This window comes from Shigella sp. FJ200513, assembly GCF_040495915.1.
Lineage (GTDB): Bacteria > Pseudomonadota > Gammaproteobacteria > Enterobacterales > Enterobacteriaceae > ECMA0423.
In genome coordinates, this window is record NZ_JBDYCV010000041.1 from 1 (window position 1) to 19,413 (window position 19,413).

10 protein-coding genes, 1 tRNA gene and 5 pseudogenes are annotated in these 19,413 nt (G+C 52.4%); 10 read left to right on the forward strand and 6 right to left on the reverse strand.

What is annotated here, in order from left to right:
• Positions 1–91: 91 nt before the first annotated feature.
• Positions 92–598 (reverse strand): annotated as a pseudogene (gene mug, locus ABZJ92_RS10975) (G/U mismatch-specific DNA glycosylase).
• A gap of 124 nt (positions 599–722) precedes the next feature.
• Here mug and ABZJ92_RS10980 point away from each other — a divergent pair.
• Positions 723–798: transfer RNA gene (locus ABZJ92_RS10980), tRNA-Ile, on the forward strand.
• Positions 799–851: 53 nt separating this feature from the next.
• Here ABZJ92_RS10980 and nfeF read toward each other — a convergent pair.
• A pseudogene (nfeF, locus tag ABZJ92_RS10985) lies at positions 852–1,597 on the reverse strand (NADPH-dependent ferric chelate reductase NfeF).
• Positions 1,598–1,873: 276 nt separating this feature from the next.
• Between nfeF and nfeR the strand changes: the two are divergent.
• The gene (gene nfeR / locus ABZJ92_RS10990; RefSeq protein ID WP_000018003.1) at positions 1,874–2,497 is read left to right on the forward strand and encodes a DNA-binding transcriptional regulator NfeR; all 624 of its coding nucleotides are present in this window, start codon (positions 1,874–1,876) and stop codon (positions 2,495–2,497) included.
• 153 nt (positions 2,498–2,650) lie between these two features.
• Here nfeR and aer read toward each other — a convergent pair.
• Positions 2,651–4,171: pseudogene (gene aer / locus ABZJ92_RS10995) on the reverse strand (aerotaxis sensor receptor Aer).
• 417 nt (positions 4,172–4,588) lie between these two features.
• Between aer and ygjG the strand changes: the two are divergent.
• Positions 4,589–5,968: a putrescine aminotransferase gene (gene ygjG, locus ABZJ92_RS11000; RefSeq protein ID WP_005051020.1), complete on the forward strand. Its 1,380-nt coding sequence runs from the start codon at positions 4,589–4,591 to the stop codon at positions 5,966–5,968.
• Positions 5,969–6,009: 41 nt separating this feature from the next.
• Here ygjG and ABZJ92_RS11005 read toward each other — a convergent pair.
• A pseudogene (locus ABZJ92_RS11005) lies at positions 6,010–6,341 on the reverse strand (tRNA-binding protein).
• 217 nt (positions 6,342–6,558) lie between these two features.
• Here ABZJ92_RS11005 and ebgR point away from each other — a divergent pair.
• From ebgR to fadH, 7 genes and pseudogenes are all read left to right on the forward strand, one after another.
• Positions 6,559–7,542 carry a transcriptional regulator EbgR gene (gene ebgR, locus ABZJ92_RS11010; RefSeq protein ID WP_000212445.1) on the forward strand — a complete coding sequence of 328 codons (984 nt, stop codon included), beginning with the start codon at positions 6,559–6,561 and terminating at the stop codon, positions 7,540–7,542.
• 182 nt (positions 7,543–7,724) lie between these two features.
• Positions 7,725–10,811, forward strand: coding sequence for a beta-galactosidase subunit alpha (gene ebgA / locus ABZJ92_RS11015; RefSeq protein ID WP_001082921.1), 3,087 nt, complete (start codon positions 7,725–7,727; stop codon positions 10,809–10,811).
• Positions 10,808–11,257, forward strand: coding sequence for a beta-galactosidase subunit beta (locus ABZJ92_RS11020; protein WP_001219943.1), 450 nt, complete (start codon positions 10,808–10,810; stop codon positions 11,255–11,257). The genes ebgA and ABZJ92_RS11020 overlap by 4 nt, the downstream gene beginning before the upstream one ends.
• Before the next feature lie 62 nt (positions 11,258–11,319).
• Positions 11,320–12,753: an amino acid permease gene (locus tag ABZJ92_RS11025; protein ID WP_001285463.1), complete on the forward strand. Its 1,434-nt coding sequence runs from the start codon at positions 11,320–11,322 to the stop codon at positions 12,751–12,753.
• A 133-nt stretch (positions 12,754–12,886) separates the two neighbouring features.
• A pseudogene (gene ygjJ / locus ABZJ92_RS11030) lies at positions 12,887–13,958 on the forward strand (protein YgjJ).
• Positions 13,959–13,974: 16 nt separating this feature from the next.
• Entirely contained in the window at positions 13,975–16,326 is a 2,352-nt protein-coding gene (ygjK, locus tag ABZJ92_RS11035) for an alpha-glucosidase (protein ID WP_000695506.1), read from the forward strand.
• A gap of 225 nt (positions 16,327–16,551) precedes the next feature.
• Entirely contained in the window at positions 16,552–18,570 is a 2,019-nt protein-coding gene (fadH, locus tag ABZJ92_RS11040) for an NADPH-dependent 2,4-dienoyl-CoA reductase (RefSeq protein ID WP_000121487.1), read from the forward strand.
• A 44-nt stretch (positions 18,571–18,614) separates the two neighbouring features.
• Here fadH and higA read toward each other — a convergent pair whose 3' ends face one another.
• Both higA and higB read right to left on the reverse strand, forming a co-directional pair.
• Positions 18,615–19,031 carry a type II toxin-antitoxin system antitoxin HigA gene (gene higA, locus ABZJ92_RS11045; RefSeq protein WP_000560266.1) on the reverse strand — a complete coding sequence of 139 codons (417 nt, stop codon included), beginning with the start codon at positions 19,029–19,031 and terminating at the stop codon, positions 18,615–18,617.
• Positions 19,028–19,342, reverse strand: a complete 315-nt coding sequence (gene higB / locus ABZJ92_RS11050; protein WP_000550189.1) for a type II toxin-antitoxin system toxin HigB — start codon at positions 19,340–19,342, stop codon at positions 19,028–19,030. Before higB ends, higA begins: the two co-directional genes overlap by 4 nt.
• Positions 19,343–19,413: the final 71 nt, after the last annotated feature.

The window sequence follows — 19,413 nt, forward strand, 5'->3', positions numbered from 1 at the left end:
GTAAAGGAGAGGCCCTGGAAATACCCCACAGCCCCGAAAAAGAGCCAGTCAGTTGCTTAACTGACTGGCATTACTCCCCCGGTGACGTTTTTTATCGCCCACGCACTACCAGCGCCTGGTCCAGCTCGCGATACGCTTCAACCAGTTTCTCCAGTGAAACGCGACTTAAACCGCTGGGATTTGGCAGCACCCAAATCTGCGTCGAACCAATGGTGAGCGTTTGTTTCCCCCACTGTGCACCGCGCTAGCTGAATCCCTGTTCATATGCTTGTTTGCCCAGAATAGCCAACGCCTGCGGCTGATAATCTTCAATTTTTTCAATCAGCTTACGCCCACCTGCGTGCAGCTCCTGCTTTGAAACTTCATTGGCTTGCACCGTTGGACGGTCTACCAGTTTGGTGATGCCACAACGATAATCCAGCAGATGCTGTGCCTCCTGCGGCTTCAACTGACGGTCGGTAAACCCGGCCTGATATATCACCTTCCAGAAGCGATTTGCCGGATGAGCAAAGGGAAAACCAGTCCCGGCGGATGAAAGCCCAGGGTTGATACCGCAAAACACGACCCGTAACCCTGGAGCCAAAATATCCTCAACCATATTTACTCCTTTCTAACATCACCAGGAAAAGTATAACGGATTGAAAATACATTGTTTATAAAAACAGCAGGCGCGCGGTAATGGCTGGATTGCGGCACGGAGTTACTTTATAATCCGCTACCATGGCCCCTTAGCTCAGTGGTTAGAGCAGGCGACTCATAATCGCTTGGTCGCTGGTTCAAGTCCAGCAGGGGCCACCAGATATAGCAAAGGCTGACGAGAAATCGTCAGCCTTTTTCTTTTTATATATCAGTTACTTTGCGTGCCAGTAAGCCGCTGCACGTACCCGCTGTGGGTCATACTGTTCCGCTTCAAAGCGGCGGCTTAAATTCTTAACGACTTTACCTTCGCCGGTTATCCAGATGAAGTAATCATCGGCAGGGATTTGCATCTGCGCCAGACGCGCATCTACCGCCTGCTCATCATGTGCCAGCCATTCGATATTAAAACCATCAAGGTGCGCGAGATAATCCTGACAGGCGTTATCCCGCACGCTAACCAGCGCACTAACTTGCGGTTTAACGGCAAGTTTGCTCAACGTTTCCAGGCGGCGGCGCAGTGCGGGCATTCCGGATTCATCGCAGACATACAGCTGATACGCGTAATCTTCCGGCACCACCAGCGAACCGCGCGGACCTGCCACCGTAAGTTTATCGCCCAGCCGCTGGCGACCCCACCGTCGTGAATAAAGAAATCGATCGCCAGTTCATGGCGTAGTTCGTCATACAGTGGCGTATAGTCACGCGACGGTGGGCGTGGTCCTTCCGGCCAGACGATGCTCTCTTCCGTTACCGTTGGCGGCACAAAGTGAGCGTCAGGTTGAGGAAAGAAGAGTTTGCTGTGATCGTCAAAGCCGCGCGATGTAAAACCGTCCAACGCCTCGCCGCCAAGGACAATGCGCTGAAAACCGGCGCTGATGCGCTCAACGCGTAGCACAGTCAGTTCACGGAAGCGCAGATCATTGCGAACGCGCTGCGGGTAGCGGGGGGTGTTATTCATTGTTATCGCCTTCGTGATGGTAATCAGATATATCTAAATAAAATTCGCAAATGATAATGATTGTTAATCATGATAAATGCAAGCGATTTGTAGAACTGATATGTCTGAAGTATGTGAAGGCATTCAGTGCCATAGCAATGCTGCCGGATGCGGCGTGAACGTCTTATCCGGCCTAGATGTGAGGTGCTTCCACGTTTAAAAATCATTTTTGTACTTGCAGTAATGCTCACATCAGATATAAATTAGATATATCTAATCAAGCAAAAGGAGGCTGATATGAGCCATCATCACGAAGGGTGTTGTAAACATGAAGGCCAGCCACGCCATGAGGGCTGCTGCAAAGGTGAGAAGTCAGAACACGAGCACTGCGGACACGGTCACCAGCATGAACACGGTCAATGTTGCGGTGGTCGCCACGGTCGCGGCGGCGGTCGTCGGCAACGTTTCTTTGGTCACGGTGAATTGCGTCTGGTGATTCTGGATATTCTCTCGCGCGATGACAGCCACGGTTACGAATTGATTAAAGCGATTGAGAATCTAACCCAGGGGAATTACACCCCAAGCCCGGGCGTCATCTACCCGACGCTGGATTTTCTGCAGGAGCAGTCGCTGATTACCATCCGCGAAGAGGAAGGTGGTAAGAAGCAGATTGCGCTGACCGAACAAGGCGCGCAGTGGCTGGAAGAAAACCGCGAACAAGTGGAGATGATTGAAGAACGCATCAAAGCGCGTTGCGTTGGCGCGGCGCTGCGCCAGAACCCGCAAATGAAGCGGGCGCTGGATAATTTTAAAGCGGTGCTGGATTTACGCGTCAACCAGAGCGATATCAGTGATGCACAAATAAAAAAGATCATTGCGGTGATCGACCGCGCCGCTTTTGATATTACGCAACTGGATTAATCGCCGCATCCGCCAGTGGCGCGGTGCAATTGCCGGATGCGACGCTTGACGCGCCTTATCCGGCCTACACCCGCTACACACCCCGCAGGCCTGATAAGATGCGCCAGCATCGCATCAGGCATTGTGCTCCAACCGCCGGATCCGGCATACCGATTAATGCAGCACCGTCACCGCGTCTTCCAGTCGGCTGGCGCGGTGTTTCACCATCGCCGACACCTGCGCACTCTCTTCCACCAGCTCGGCATTTTTCTGGGTGATCAGGTTAAGCTCATCCACTGCACGGGTCAGGCTGGAAAGCCCATCGGCCTGTTCCAGCGTTGAATGGCTAATCTGGGCGATCAACTGGGTGACGTTTTTCACCTGTGCCACAATATCTTCCATCGTCCGTCCGGCGGCGTGTACCTGCTGCGAACCGGATTGCACCTTATCAGCACTGGCATCAATCAGCTTGCGAATATCGTTGGCAGCATTAGCGCTGCGGCTGGCTAAATGACGCACTTCCCCTGCCACCACTGCAAAACCTTTGCCCTGTTCGCCGGCACGCGCCGCTTCCACCGCCGCATTCAGGGCCAGAATATTGGTCTGAAACGCAATATCGTTAATCAGCGAAGTAATGGTGCCAATGCGCTAGGTACTGTCGGCGATATCGTCCATTGTCTTGATCACCGTGGTCATCGCCTCCCCACCCTGCACTGCCGCATTACTGGCGGTGATAGAAAGTTTATCGGCAGCCGACGCCGTGGCAGAGTTCTGTTTCACCGACGCCGCCATTTGGTTCATGGTCGCCACCGTTTGCTGAACGTTATCAACTGTCTGCTGGGTATGTTCGTTCAGTTCATCGGTGCCTTTCGCCAGCGTCTCACTGCCATTTCTGACACTGGACACCTGGCTTGAGACATCGTTAATTAGCCAACGGCACATCAGGCCAAGCTGCCCTACCGCGCGTAATGTCAGCCCCAGCTCATCGCTGCGATTCAGGTGCTCAACACTATTACGCTCTCCGGTCGCCACCTTCAGTGCCTGACGGGCGACATTTTCTATCGGGCGCACAATCTGCCATTCAAAACAAGCGCTTGCCAACAATACCACTAACACACAGAGGAAATACGTCACCACCGGGGCAGCAACAAACCAAAGCATGGCCGCCAGCAAGATAAACATCAGGGTCATCACTCCACGCGTCCGCCAGCGAAGCGGTAATGAAGGCAGTTTACCCAGCCAGCCTTTACGCACCACCAGGCCTTTATGAATACGCTTACTGGTACGTCCGGAGTTCAACGCTTTGTACAGCGGCTCCACCGCCGCAATCTCTTCATCCGTCGCCCGGGTACGAATCGACATATAGCCACTGATTTTTCCCTCGCGCACCATCGGTACCGCATTGGCCCGCACCCAATAATGGTCGCCATTTTTGCGGCGATTTTTCACGATGCCGCTCCAGGGCTCCCCTTTTTTCAGGGTGAACCACATATCCGCAAACGCCGCTTTTGGCATATCCGGGTGACGCACCATGTTGTGCGGCTGCCCTTGTAACTCTTGCAAGGTAAAGCCGCTCACCTGCACAAAAGTGTCATTAGCATGAGTGATATAGCTTTGCAGATCGGTAGTGGACATCAGAGTGGTATCGTCCGCCAGCGGGGTATTTTGCTGGGTGACATACGGATGAGAAGACATGTTCGCGTCCTGTGCAGGTTATATGGTTGTTAACTTCTTGTCAGAGTTTATGTCGGCCCCGCTGCGGTTATCTTTAACCGATTAATTTGATTTAGATCGCAATTTGCGATTAAAGCACAAATCTAATTCTTTGATTTAAAATACTTTCACTCTGTTACTATACGAAAACGTTAATTATCTTGCCCAAAAATCAGGCAATTATTGCCCTGAAAACGTGCATTTGCGCAGCAATCATCAAATCCATACCCGACAAAAACCGTGCAAAATAACAACAAATGTTAACGGATAGCATTAAATATTGCACAAATGATAACCGCATTTGTGTTTATCCCGATTTTCGCGATCGCAGCCGGAGTGGCGCAATCCCTGCAATACTTAAATCGGTATCATGTGATACGCGAGCCTCCGGAGCATATTTTGAACAGGTTACCTTCGAGCGCATCGGCTTTAGCGTGCAGCGCCCACGCCCTGAATCTCATTGAGAAGCGAACGCTGGATCATGAGGAGATGAAAGCACTTAACCGAGAGGTGATTGAATACTTCAAAGAGCATGTCAATCCGGGGTTTTTAGAGTATCGCAAATCTGTTACCGCCGGCGGGGATTACGGAGCCGTAGAGTGGCAAGCGGGAGGTTTAAATACGCTTGTCGACACCCAGGGACAGGAGTTTATCGACTGCCTGGGAGGTTTTGGAATTTTCAACGTGGGGCACCGTAATCCAGTTGTGGTTTCCGCCGTACAGAATCAACTTGCGAAACAACCACTGCACAGCCAGGAGCTACTCGATCCGTTACGGGCTATGCTGGCGAAAACCCTTGCTGCGCTAACGCCCGGTAAACTGAAATACAGCTTCTTCTGTAATAGCGGCACCGAGTCCGTTGAAGCGGCGCTGAAGCTGGCGAAGGCTTATCAGTCGCCGCGCGGCAAATTTACTTTTATTGCCACCAGCGGCGTGTTCCACGGTAAATCACTTGGCGCGCTGTCGGCCACGGCGAAATCGACCTTCCGCAAACCGTTTATGCCACTGCTGCCAGGGTTCCGTCATGTGCCGTTTGGCAATATCGAAGCCATGCGCACGGCTCTTAATGAGTGCAAAAAAACCGGTGATGATGTGGCTGCGGTGATCCTCGAACCGATTCAGGGCGAAGGTGGCGTAATTCTGCCGCCGCCGGGCTATCTCACCGCCGTGCGTAAGCTGTGCGATGAGTTCGGCGCACTGATGATCCTCGATGAAGTACAAACGGGCATGGGGCGCACGGGCAAGATGTTTGCCTGTGAACATGAGAACGTTCAGCCGGACATTCTGTGTCTGGCAAAAGCCCTCGGCGGCGGCGTGATGCCGATTGGCGCGACCATCGCCACTGAAGAGGTGTTTTCAGTTCTGTTCGACAACCCATTCCTGCATACCACCACCTTTGGCGGCAACCCGCTGGCCTGTGCGGCGGCGCTGGCGACCATCAATGTGTTGCTGGAGCAGAACTTACCGGCTCAGGCTGAGCAAAAAGGCGATATGTTGCTGGACGGTTTCCGTCAACTGGCGCGGGAATATCCCGATCTGGTACAGGAAGCGCGTGGTAAAGGGATGTTGATGGCGATTGAGTTTGTTGATAACGAAATCGGCTATAACTTTGCCAGCGAGATGTTCCGCCAGCGCGTACTGGTGGCCGGAACGCTCAATAACGCCAAAACGATCCGCATTGAACCGCCACTGACACTGACCATTGAACAGTGTGAACTGGTGATCAAAGCGGCGCGTAAGGCGCTGGCGGCCATGCGAGTAAGTGTCGAAGAAGCGTAATATCAAATCGGATGGCGATACGACGTCGCCATCCGATCTTTTTATACGACGCGTACGCCCGCAGGCATCATCCGCTCCGGCGTTAACAACACGCTTTCACTGCCGTCATCGGTTTCCGCACACAACAGCATGCATTCCGACGTTTCACCACGCATTTTCGCTTTTTGCAGATTGCATAAGACCACCACCGTTTTCCCCATCAGCTCCTCTTCGCTGTAGTACGGCACCAGGCTGGTCACGGTTTGCAGTGTTTTTTCCCCACATCAACCTGTACGATGTACAGCTTGTCGGCGTTTTCATGGCGTTTCACTTCCACAATCTTTCCGACGCGCATTTCCAGACGTGCAAAATCAGCGTAAGCCACGGTTTCCATTGCTTCCTCCCTTCGAGTAAAATTTTACTAAACTATAGAAAAGTTTTTCTCAATCCTGTAGGCTAAAAATGGAGAATGCAGGCGTGATCACATTCCTAAGCCGCTGTGTTACCGTTACAGCGTCAAAGAAACGCGCTTTATTTACTGAAAACAGGTGACCCGATAAGCACTTCCTCTACAATGGGGGCGCACATCAGGGAAAGTAAAAAAGGTAAACATGGCAACATTAAAAGACATCGCAATCGAAGCTGGCGTATCCCTGGCGACAGTATCCAGGGTCTTAAATGACGATCCGACATTGAATGTGAAAGAAGAGACGAAACATCGCATTCTCGAGATCGCCGAAAAGCTGGAGTACAAGACCAGTAGCGCCCGTAAACTACAGACAGGCGCAGTCAACCAACACCATATTCTGGCTATCTACAGCTACCAGCAGGAGCTGGAGATCAACGATCCTTACTATCTGGCGATCCGCCACGGCATTGAAACTCAGTGCGAAAAGCTGGCGATCGAACTGACCAACTGTTATGAACACAACGGATTACCAGACATTAAAAACGTCACCGGTATTTTAATTGTCGGCAAACCCACGCCCGCCCTGCGCGCCGCTGCCAGCGCGTTGACCGACAATATCTGTTTTATCGACTTTCACGAACCCGGCAGCGGTTACGATGCGGTGGATATCGATCTGGCACGCATCAGTAAAGAAATCATCGACTTCTATATCAACCAGGGCGTTAATCGTATTGGTTTTATTGGCGGTGAAGATGAGCCTGGCAAGGCGGATATTCGTGAGGTCGCCTTTGCGGAATATGGCCGACTGAAACAAGTGGTACGCGAAGAGGATATCTGGCGCGGCGGTTTTTCCAGTTCGTCGGGTTATGAACTGGCAAAACAAATGCTGGCGCGGGAAGACTATCCGAAGGCACTGTTTGTTGCTTCCGATTCCATTGCTATCGGCGTACTGCGGGCAATTCATGAACGTGGCCTGAACATCCCACAAGATATTTCGCTTATCAGCGTTAACGATATCCCCACCGCGCGATTTACCTTTCCGCCGCTCTCCACCGTGCGCATCCATTCCGAGATGATGGGAAGTCAGGGCGTTAACCTGGTGTATGAAAAAGCCCGCGATGGTCGCGCGCTGCCGCTGCTAGTCTTCGTTCCCAGCAAATTAAAACTGCGCGGCACGACCCGTTAAATCCCCTTACACACTGTTCGGCAATCATTTTTGCCGGACAGTGCTGCCGTTTATTTTCGTGATCCAGTTAAAGTAAATGCATTTACCTGCTGCTTTTTAGTAAAAATTTTACTAAACCCCCAGCAATTACACAAACTACCATCACCATGAATGGTTCCGATTTCTCTCTACCGGGAGGCCCTATGAATCGCTGGGAAAACATTCAGCTCACCCACGAAAACCGACTTGCGCCGCGTGCGTACTTTTTTTCATATGATTCTGTTGCGCAAGCGCGTACCTTTGCCCGCGAAACCAGCAGCCTGTTTCTGCCCTTAAGCAGTCAGTGGAATTTCCACTTTTTTGACCATCCGCTGCAAGTACCAGAAGCCTTCACCTCTGAGTTAATGGCTGACTGGGGGCATATTACCGTCCCCGCCATGTGGCAAATGGAAGGTCACGGCAAACTGCAATATACCGACGAAGGTTTTCCGTTCCCCATCGATGTGCCGTTTGTCCCCAGCGATAACCCAACCGGTGCCTATCAACGTATTTTCACCCTCAGCGACGGCTGGCAGGGTAAACAGACGCTGATTAAATTTGACGGCGTCGAAACCTATTTTGAAGTCTACGTTAACGGTCAGTATGTGGGTTTCAGCAAGGGCAGTCGCCTGACCGCAGAGTTTGACATCAGCGCGATGGTTAAAACCGGCGACAACCTGTTGTGTGTGCGCGTGATGCAGTGGGCGGACTCTACCTACGTGGAAGACCAGGATATGTGGTGGTCGGCGGGGATCTTCCGCGATGTTTATCTGGTCGGAAAACACCTAACGCATATTAACGATTTCACTGTGCGTACCGACTTTGACGAAGCCTATTGCGATGCCACGCTTTCCTGCGAAGTGGTGCTGGAAAATCTCGCCGCCTCCCCTGTCGTCACGACGCTGGAATATACCCTGTTTGATGGCGAACGCGTGGTGCACAGCAGCGCCATTGATCATTTGGCAATTGAAAAACTGACCAGCGCCAGCTTTGCTTTTACTGTCGAACAGCCGCAGCAATGGTCAGCAGAATCCCCTTATCTTTACCATCTGGTCATGACGCTGAAAGACGCCAACGGCAACGTTCTGGAAGTGGTGCCACAACGCGTTGGCTTCCGTGATATCAAAGTGCGCGACGGTCTGTTCTGGATCAATAACCGTTATGTGATGCTGCACGGCGTCAACCGTCACGACAACGATCATCGCAAAGGCCGCGCCGTTGGAATGGATCGCGTCGAGAAAGATCTCCAGTTGATGAAGCAGCACAATATCAACTCCGTGCGTACCGCTCACTACCCGAACGATCCGCGTTTTTACGAACTGTGTGATATCTACGGCCTGTTTGTGATGGCGGAAACCGACGTCGAATCGCACGGCTTTGCTAATGTCGGCGATATCAGCCGTATTACCGACGATCCGCAGTGGGAAAAAGTCTACGTCGAGCGCATTGTTCGCCATATCCACGCACAGAAAAACCATCCGTCGATCATCATCTGGTCGCTGGGCAATGAATCCGGCTATGGCTGTAACATCCGCGCGATGTACCATGCGGCGAAAGCGCTGGATGACACGCGACTGGTTCATTACGAAGAAGATCGCGATGCTGAAGTGGTCGATATTATTTCCACCATGTACACCCGCGTGCCGCTGATGAATGAGTTTGGTGAATACCCGCATCCGAAGCCGCGCATCATCTGTGAATATGCTCATGCGATGGGGAACGGACCGGGCGGGCTGACGGAGTACCAGAACGTCTTCTATAAGCACGATTGCATTCAGGGTCATTATGTCTGGGAGTGGTGCGACCACGGGATCCAGGCACAGGACGACCACGGCAATGTCTGGTATAAATTCGGCGGCGACTACGGCGACTATCCCAACAACTATAACTTCTGTCTTGATGGTTTGATCTATTCCGATCAGACGCCGGGATCGGGCCTGAAAGAGTACAAACAGGTTATCGCGCCGGTAAAAATCCACGCGCTGACTCGCGGCGAGTTGAAAGTCGAAAATAAACTGTGGTTTACCACGCTTGATGACTACACCCTGCACGCAGAGGTGCGCGCCGAAGGTGAAACGCTCGCGACGCAGCAGATTAAACTGCGCGACGTTGCGCCGAACAGCGAAGCCCCCTTGCAGATCACGCTGCCGCAGCTGGACGCCCGCGAAGCGTTCCTCAACATTACGGTGACCAAAGATTCCCGCACCCGCTACAGCGAAGCCGGGCATTCTATCGCCACTTATCAGTTCCCGCTGAAGGAAAACACCGCGCAGCCAGTGCCTTTCGCACCAAATAATGCGCGTCCGCTGACGCTGGAAGACGATCGTTTGAGCTGCACCGTTCGCGGCTACAACTTCGCGATCACCTTCTCAAAAATGAGTGGCAAACCGACATCCTGGCAGGTAAATGGCGAGTCGCTGCTGACCCGCGAGCCAAAGATCAACTTCTTCAAGCCGATGATCGACAACCACAAGCAGGAGTACGAAGGGTTGTGGCAGCCGAATCATTTGCAGATCATGCAGGAACATCTGCGCGACTTTGCCGTAGAACAGAGCGATGGTGAAGTGTTGATCATCAGCCGCACAGTTATTGCACCGCCGGTGTTTGACTTCGGGATGCGCTGTACCTACATCTGGCGCATCGCTGCCGATGGCCAGGTTAACGTGGCGCTTTCCGGCGAGCGTTACGGCGACTATCCGCACATCATTCCGTGCATCGGTTTCACCATGGGGATTAACGGCGAATACGATCAGGTGGCGTATTACGGTCGTGGACCGGGCGAAAACTACGCCGACAGCCAGCAGGCTAACATCATCGATATCTGGCGCAGCACCGTCGATGCCATGTTCGAGAACTATCCCTTCCCGCAGAACAACGGCAACCGTCAGCATGTCCGCTGGACGGCACTGACTAACCGCCACGGCAACGGTCTGCTGGTGGTTCCGCAGCGCCCAATTAACTTCAGCGCCTGGCACTATACCCAGGAAAACATCCACGCTGCCCAGCACTGTAACGAGCTGCAGCGCAGTGATGACATCACCCTGAACCTCGACCACCAGCTACTTGGCCTCGGCTCCAACTCCTGGGGCAGCGAGGTGCTGGACTCCTGGCGCGTCTGGTTCCGTGACTTCAGCTACGGCTTTACGTTGCTGCCGGTTTCTGGCGGAGAAGCTACCGCGCAAAGCCTGGCGTCGTATGAGTTCGGCGCAGGGTTCTTTTCCACGAATTTGCACAGCGAGAATAAGCAATGAGGATCATCGATAACTTAGAACAGTTCCGCCAGATTTACGCCTCTGGCAAGAAGTGGCAACGCTGCGTTGAAGCGATTGAAAATATCGACAACATTCAGCCTGGCGTCGCCCACTCCATCGGTGATTCATTGACCTACCGTGTGGAAAATGACTCCGCGACCGATGCGCTATTTACCGGGCATCGACGCTATTTTGAAGTGCATTACTACCTGCAAGGGCAGCAAAAAATTGAATATGCGCCGAAAGAGACATTACAGGTAGTGGAATATTATCGTGATGAAACTGACCGTGAATATTTAAAAGGCTGCGGAGAAACCGTAGAGGTCCACGAAGGGCAAATCGTTATTTGCGATATCCATGAAGCGTATCGGTTTATCTGCAATAACGCGGTCAAAAAAGTGGTTCTCAAAGTCACCATCGAAGATGGTTATTTCCATAACAAATAACAACTACGGCGGCAAAAGGAGTTTGCCGCCACCGCTACCCTACACATTTTCGGAGATGTGTTATGTCTGATACCAAACGTAATACAATCGGCAAATTCGGCTTGCTCTCGCTGACTTTTGCCGCCGTTTACAGCTTTAACAACGTTATCAATAATAATATTGAGCTTGGACTGGCCTCGGCACCGATGTTTTTCCTCGCGACGATTTTTTATTTTATTCCCTTCTGTCTGATCATCGCAGAATTTGTTTCGTTAAATAAAAACTCAGAAGCCGGTGTCTACGCGTGGGTAAAAAGTTCGCTGGGCGGACGTTGGGCATTTATTACTGCCTACACTTACTGGTTCGTAAATCTGTTCTTTTTCACCTCGCTGTTGCCGCGCGTTATTGCTTATGCTTCGTATGCCTTCCTCGGCTACGAATATATTATGACGCCGGTTGCCACCACCGTTATCAGTATGGTGCTGTTCGCCTTCTCCACCTGGGTTTCCACCAACGGGGCGAAAATGCTGGGGCCAATTACCTCCGTCACTTCAACGCTGATGCTGCTGTTAACGCTCTCCTACATTTTACTGGCAGGTACGGCACTGGTTGGCGGCGTACAGCCTGCCGATCCGATCACCGTTGACGCGATGATCCCGAACTTCAACTGGGCGTTCCTCGGCGTTACCACCTGGATCTTTATGGCCGCAGGTGGCGCGGAGTCCGTCGCGGTGTACGTTAACGACGTCAAAGGCGGTTCGAAATCGTTCGTTAAAGTGATCATCCTCGCCGGGATTTTTATCGGCGTACTGTATTCCGTCTCCTCGGTGCTGATTAACGTCTTCGTCAGCAGCAAAGAGTTGAAATTTACCGGCGGATCGGTGCAGGTATTCCACGGCATGGCGGCGTATTTTGGTCTGCCGGAAGCGTTGATGAATCGCTTTGTCGGTCTGGTGTCCTTTACCGCAATGTTCGGTTCCCTGCTGATGTGGACCGCAACGCCGGTGAAAATTTTCTTCTCCGAAATCCCGGAAGGCATCTTTGGTAAGAAAACCGTCGAACTTAACGAAAACGGCGTTCCGGCGCGCGCAGCATGGATCCAGTTTCTGATCGTCATCCCGCTGATGATTATCCCGATGCTCGGTTCCAATACCGTGCAGGATCTGATGAATACCATTATTAATATGACCGCCGCAGCGTCCATGCTTCCGCCGTTATTCATCATGCTGGCTTACCTGAATTTACGCGCCAAATTAGATCACCTGCCACGCGATTTCCGTATGGGCTCCCGCCGCACCGGTATTATCGTTGTTTCAATGCTGATTGCGATATTTGCCGTAGGGTTTGTCGCTTCGACATTCCCGACTGGCGCGAATATTCTGACCATCATTTTTTATAACGTCGGCGGTATTGTTATCTTCCTCGGCTTTGCGTGGTGGAAATACAGCAAATATATAAAGGGATTAACGGCTGAAGAGCGCCATATTGAAGCGACGCCAGCCAGCAATGTTGATTAAGCAGACTAATAAAAAATGAGCAGGCATTTTCCCTCTTCCTGGATGAGGAGAGGGAAAATAGTTTCTGCCTTTATATTTTTATAATTACAACGATAAAAGGCTGTACTTTTTCTTTAGCTCATGGATTAACACAATGAAATTAATCACTGCACCATGCAGAGCATTACTTGCTCTGCCGTTTTGCTACGCCTTTTCTGCGGCAGGAGAAGAAGCACGTCCGGCAGAACATGACGACACAAAAACACCCGCAATTACCTCGACATCTTCTCCTTCATTTCGTTTTTACGGCGAATTAGGGCTTGGTGGATATATGGATTTAGAGGGTGAGAATAAACATAAATACAGCGACGGCACCTATATTGAAGGTGGCCTGGAGATGAAGTACGGCTCCTGGTTCGGCCTGATTTACGGCGAAGGCTGGACCGTGCAGGCCGACCACGACGGTAATGCCTAGGTGCCTGACCATAGCTGGGGTGGTTTCGAAGGTGGGATTAACCGTTTCTATGGCGGTTATCGTACCAATGATGGCACCGAAATCATGCTCAGTCTGCGTCAGGATTCCTCGCTGGATGACCTGCAATGGTGGGGCGACTTCACACCCGATTTGGGCTACGTCATTCCCAATACCCGCGACATTATGACCGCGCTGAAGGTACAGAACTTAAGCGGCAACTTTCGTTATAGCGTCACCGCCACACCTGCCGGACATCATGACGAAAGCAAAGCCTGGCTACATTTTGGCAAGTACGATCGCTACGACGACAAATACACCTATCCGGCAATGGATGAACGGTTACATCCAGTATGACCTTGCCGAAGGCATCACCTGGATGAATGGTCTGGAAATTACCGACGGCACAGGACAACTCTATCTCACGGGCCTGTTTACCCCTAACTTTGCCGCTCGCGCCTGGCACCATACCGGACGTGCCGACGGGCTGGACGTACCGGGAAGTGAAAGCGGGATGATGGTGAGCGCCATGTATGAAGCGTTAAAAGGCGTTTATCTCTCCACCGCTTACACCTACGCCAAACATCGCCCTGACCACGCTGACGATGAAACCACCTCTTTCATGCAGTTTGGTATCTGGTACGAATATGGCGGCGGACGTTTCGCCACGGCTTTTGATAGCCGCTTCTACATGAAAAATGCCTCTAACGATCCCAGCGACCAAATCTTCCTGATGCAATATTTCTACTGGTAATAAGGACTGTAATCTCATGAAAATCAAAACTATTTTAACGCCAGTAACCTGCGCTCTGCTGATAAGTTTTTCCGCTCATGCCGCTAACGCCGACAATTATAAAAACGTGATTAACCGTACTGGTGCGCCGCAGTACATGAAGGATTACGATTACGACGATCACCAGCGTTTTAATCCGTTTTTCGATCTCGGAGCCTGGCATGGTCATCTGTTGCCAGACGGCCCGAACACCATGGGCGGCTTTCCGGGCGTTGCGCTGCTGACGGAAGAATACATCAACTTTATGGCCAGCAATTTCGACCGCCTGACTGTCTGGCAAGACGGCAAGAAAGTCAACTTCACGCTGGAGGCATACAGTATTCCCGGCGCGCTGGTGCAAAAACTGACAGCAAAAGATGTGCAGGTCGAAATGACTCTGCGCTTCGCCACGCCGCGCACGTCACTACTGGAAACTAAAATCATCAGCAATAAACCGCTGGATCTGGTGTGGGATGGCGAACTGCTGGAAAAACTGGAAGCGAAAGAAGGGAAACCGCTTTCCGATAAAACCATTGCTGGCGAATACCCTGACTATCAGCGCAAAATCAGCGCCACCCGTGATGGCCTGAAAGTCACCTTTGGCAAAGTGCGCGCCACCTGGGATCTGCTGACCTCCGGCGAATCGGAATATCAGGTGCATAAATCCCTGCCGGTGCAGACTGAAATCAACGGTAATCGCTTTACCAGTAAGGCGCATATCAACGGTTCGACCACGCTCTACACCACCTATTCCCATCTGCTGACCGCTCAGGAAGTTAGCAAAGAGCAAATGCAGATCCGCGATATTCTGGCGCGTCCGGCGTTTTATCTCACCGCCTCGCAGCAACGCTGGGAAGAATACCTGAAGAAAGGGTTAACCAATCCGGATGCGACGCCGGAACAGACGCGCGTCGCGGTGAAAGCGATCGAAACGCTCAACGGTAACTGGCGCTCACCGGGCGGTGCGGTGAATTATAACACCGTCACGCCGTCGGTGACCGGACGCTGGTTCTCCGGCAATCAGACCTGGCCGTGGGATACCTGGAAGCAGGCGTTTGCGATGGCGCATTTCAATCCGGATATCGCCAAAGAGAATATCCGCGCGGTCTTCTCCTGGCAGATCCAGCCTGGCGACAGCGTGCGTCCGCAGGATGTGGGCTTTGTCCCCGACCTGATAGCGTGGAACCTTAGCCCCGAGCGTGGTGGCGATGGCGGCAACTGGAACGAACGTAATACCAAACCCAGCCTTGCCGCCTGGTCGGTGATGGAAGTATACAACGTCACCCAGGATAAAGCCTGGTTGGCAGAGATGTACCCGAAACTGGTGGCCTATCACGACTGGTGGTTACGTAACCGCGATCATAACGGCAACGGGGTGCCGGAATATGGCGCGACCCGCGACAAAGCCCACAACACCGAGAGCGGCGAGATGCTGTTTACGGTGAAAAAAGGCGATAAAGAAGAGACGCAGTCTGGGCTGAACAACTACGCCCGCGTGGTGGAGAAAGGCCAGTACGACAGTCTGGAAATTCCGGCACAGGTCGCTGCGTCGTGGGAATCGGGGCGTGATGATGCCGCCGTCTTTGGTTTTATCGACAAAGAACAGTTGGATAAATATGTCGCTAATGGCGGCAAACGTAGCGACTGGACGGTGAAATTCGCCGAAAACCGCAGTCAGGACGGAACGTTGCTGGGCTACTCGCTATTGCAGGAGTCGGTGGATCAGGCCAGCTATATGTACAGCGATAACCATTATCTGGCGGAGATGGCAACCATCCTCGGTAAGCCAGAAGAGGCCAAACGCTATCGCCAGTTGGCACAGCAGCTCGCGGACTACATCAACACCTGTATGTTCGACCCGACTACCCAGTTCTACTATGACGTACGTATTGAAGATAAACCACTGGCGAACGGCTGCGCGGGCAAACCGATTGTTGAGCGCGGTAAAGGGCCGGAAGGCTGGTCGCCGCTGTTTAACGGTGCGGCAACGCAGGCCAATGCCGACGCGGTGGTGAAGGTGATGCTCGATCCTAAAGAGTTCAACACATTTGTTCCGCTGGGAACGGCGGCGTTAACCAATCCGGCTTTTGGCGCTGATATCTACTGGCGCGGGCGCGTATGGGTGGATCAGTTCTGGTTTGGTCTGAAAGGGATGGAGCGTTACGGTTATCGTGATGATGCCCTGAAGCTGGCGGATACGTTCTTCAGGCACGCCAAAGGATTAACCGCCGATGGCCCAATTCAGGAGAATTACAACCCGCTGACAGGCGCGCAGCAAGGCGCACCAAATTTCTCCTGGAGTGCCGCTCATTTGTATATGTTGTATAACGATTTTTTCCGTAAGCAGTAATTTGCAACGGCTGGCGGATGCGGCGTGAACGCCTTATCCGCCCTACATGTGCAATCCCCCAAGCCGGATAAAACACGGCAAGCGTCGCATCCGGCGTTACCACCGGGCGTATTCTTTTTGAATCCCATCACAAACCCCGCACTCCCCTTTTCCCTTTTCTCCATCGACGGCTAAATTAGAACTCATCCGACTACATAACAATTATTTTACATACTGGACAATTTTATGAGCTACCCGTCGCTGTTCGCCCCGCTGGATTTAGGTTTTACCACGTTAAAAAACCGCGTGTTGATGGGTTCAATGCACACCGGGCTGGAGGAATACCCGGACGGTGCTGAACGGCTGGCTGCGTTTTATGCCGAACGCGCCCGTCACGGCGTGGCGCTGATTGTCAGCGGCGGCATTGCACCAGATTTAACAGGCGTTGGCATGGAAGGTGGCGCAATGCTCAACGACGCCAGCCAGATCCCACACCATCGCACCATTACCGAAGCCGTACATCAGGAAGGCGGCAAAATCGCCCTGCAAATTTTGCATACCGGGCGCTACAGCTACCAACCGCATCTGGTCGCACCGTCCGCATTGCAGGCCCCCATCAACCGTTTCGTTCCTCACGAACTCACCCATGAAGAGATCCTGCAACTGATCGACGATTTCGCCCGCTGCGCGCAACTGGCGCGGGAGGCCGGATACGATGGCGTCGAAGTGATGGGCTCTGAAGGGTATTTGATCAACGAATTTCTGACGCTGCGCACCAATCAGCGTAGTGACCAGTGGGGCGGCGATTACCGCAACCGGATGCGATTTGCCGTAGAAGTAGTGCGTACGGTGCGCGAACGCGTCGGCAACGACTTCATTATTATTTACCGGTTGTCGATGCTCGACCTAGTCGAAGGCGGCGGCACTTTTGCCGAAACGGTAGAACTGGCGCAGGCCATTGAAGCGGCGGGCGCGACCATTATCAACACCGGAATAGGCTGGCACGAAGCGCGGATTCCGACCATCGCCACGCCCGTGCCGCGCGGCGCATTTAGCTGGGTCACGCGCAAACTGAAAGGCCACGTCTCGCTGCCGCTGGTAACCACCAACCGGATTAACGATCCGCAGGTTGCCGACGATATTCTCTCGCGCGGCGATGCCGATATAGTATCGATGGCGCGACCGTTTCTCGCGGATGCGGAACTGCTGTCAAAAGCGCAATCAGGGCGAGCCGATGAGATCAACACTTGTATTGGCTGCAACCAGGGCTGCCTCGATCAGATCTTCGTTGGCAAAGTCACCTCGTGCCTGGTGAATCCTCGCGCCTGCCACGAAACCAAAATGCCAATCCTTCCCGCCGTGCAGAAAAAAAATCTGGCGGTGGTCGGCGCTGGACCTGCTGGGCTGGCGTTTGCCATTAACGCGGCGGCGCGTGGGCATCAGGTAACATTGTTTGATGCGCACAGCGAGATCGGCGGGCAGTTTAATATCGCCAAACAGATCCCCGGCAAAGAGGAGTTTTACGAAACGCTGCGCTACTACCGCCGGATGATCGAAGTGACGGGCGTGACGCTGAAACTCAATCACACCGTGACGGCGGATCAGTTACAGGCGTTCGATGAAACGATCCTCGCCAGTGGGATCGTGCCGCGTGTTCCGCCTATCGACGGGATCGATCATCCGAAGGTATTGAGTTATCTCGATGTACTGCGCGACAAAGCGCCGGTAGGCAACAAGGTTGCCATCATCGGTTGTGGCGGGATTGGTTTTGATACGGCGATGTATTTAAGTCAGCCGGGCGAATCCACCAGCCAGAATATCGCCAGGTTCTGTAATGAGTGGGGGATCGACAGCAGCCTACAACAGGCTGGTGGCTTAAGCCCGCAGGGAATGCAGATCCCGCGTAGCCCACGGCAAATTGTGATGCTCCAGCGCAAAGCCAGCAAACCGGGACAGGGGTTAGGCAAAACCACCGGCTGGATCCATCGCACCACCCTGCTCTCGCGGGGTGTGAAAATGATCCCAGGCGTAAGTTATCAGAAGATTGACGATGACGGGCTGCATGTGGTGATCAACGGCGAAACGCAGGTATTAGCAGTGGACAATGTGGTGATCTGCGCAGGGCAAGAGCCAAACCGCGCGCTGGCGCAACCGCTGATTGATAGCGGGAAAACTGTGCATTTAATTGGCGGCTGCGATGTGGCTATGGAGCTGGACGCACGACGGGCAATTGCCCAGGGAACACGGCTGGCGCTGGAGATTTAAATCGTTATTTGAAGCGCCGGATGCAACGCATTCGGCACGTCGCGTTAATCAATAAACAAGGCGGGAGAAATGCCGAATCGCGTTGCCAATTTTTTAGCGTGTTCCAGCGTTAATTTCCTCTTCCCGCTCAAAACGCGTGACACCATAGATTTACTGCCAATTTCCGGCAGATCGGAAAGGGTTAAACCATATTGATCCATAAGGGTACGAATCACGGCTATACCGCCAGGCATGGCTTGAGCCATGGCATTAAATTCCGCAAATTCGGGCGCTGATTCTTCCCACGCGGTTATTTTGGCACACACCAGATCCAGCAAGGGGTTTTCAGGATCGTTGAGCAGCAGATGATCTACCAGTTCCAGCGCCTGGGTGTATTGTTCCTCGTTCTGAATACCCGCCAGAAAAGGTGCCACAGCAGTTAGCTTTTCTCCTGCTTGCAAGATGTCGGCAATCGCAATCATTTTTTCCCCTTAGTACGATGAACAGCGGTAAAGAAATCGTATTCTTTATGCGTCATAACTTCACGTATGTAGCACTTTTGCGATTCAAAAAAGACCATTGCTACAACACGTAATTCATTGCCCCCAACATTGAAAACATAATGCTTATCCAGATATTTGAAGTTATCCAGAGATGGGAATACTGCTTTTAATGACTCAGGTTTTTTGAAATATCCCTTAGCAATCGTGTTCCCCAGAGCCACCAACTCCGTTTTATGTTGCGGGTATTTTTCCGCAGCATCTTTCAATGCTTTTTGAGTTATCAGGTGCATTCTTCATCACGTCCGTTGACAAATTGGCAATATGATAACATCCGTTGACAGATTGGCAACGGATGAATTTA

What these genes read in the sequence shown, in the direction of transcription:
- ABZJ92_RS11025 (WP_001285463.1), top strand. Translation starts at nt 11,320, where the DNA reads ATGTCTGATACCAAACGTAATACAATCGGCAAATTCGGCTTGCTCTCG.
- fadH (WP_000121487.1), top strand. Translation starts at nt 16,552, where the DNA reads ATGAGCTACCCGTCGCTGTTCGCCCCGCTGGATTTAGGTTTTACCACG.
- nfeR (WP_000018003.1), top strand. Translation starts at nt 1,874, where the DNA reads ATGAGCCATCATCACGAAGGGTGTTGTAAACATGAAGGCCAGCCACGC.
- higB (WP_000550189.1), bottom strand. Translation starts at nt 19,342, where the DNA reads ATGCACCTGATAACTCAAAAAGCATTGAAAGATGCTGCGGAAAAATAC.
- ebgR (WP_000212445.1), top strand. Translation starts at nt 6,559, where the DNA reads ATGGCAACATTAAAAGACATCGCAATCGAAGCTGGCGTATCCCTGGCG.
- ygjK (WP_000695506.1), top strand. Translation starts at nt 13,975, where the DNA reads ATGAAAATCAAAACTATTTTAACGCCAGTAACCTGCGCTCTGCTGATA.
- higA (WP_000560266.1), bottom strand. Translation starts at nt 19,031, where the DNA reads ATGATTGCGATTGCCGACATCTTGCAAGCAGGAGAAAAGCTAACTGCT.
- ebgA (WP_001082921.1), top strand. Translation starts at nt 7,725, where the DNA reads ATGAATCGCTGGGAAAACATTCAGCTCACCCACGAAAACCGACTTGCG.
- ABZJ92_RS11020 (WP_001219943.1), top strand. Translation starts at nt 10,808, where the DNA reads ATGAGGATCATCGATAACTTAGAACAGTTCCGCCAGATTTACGCCTCT.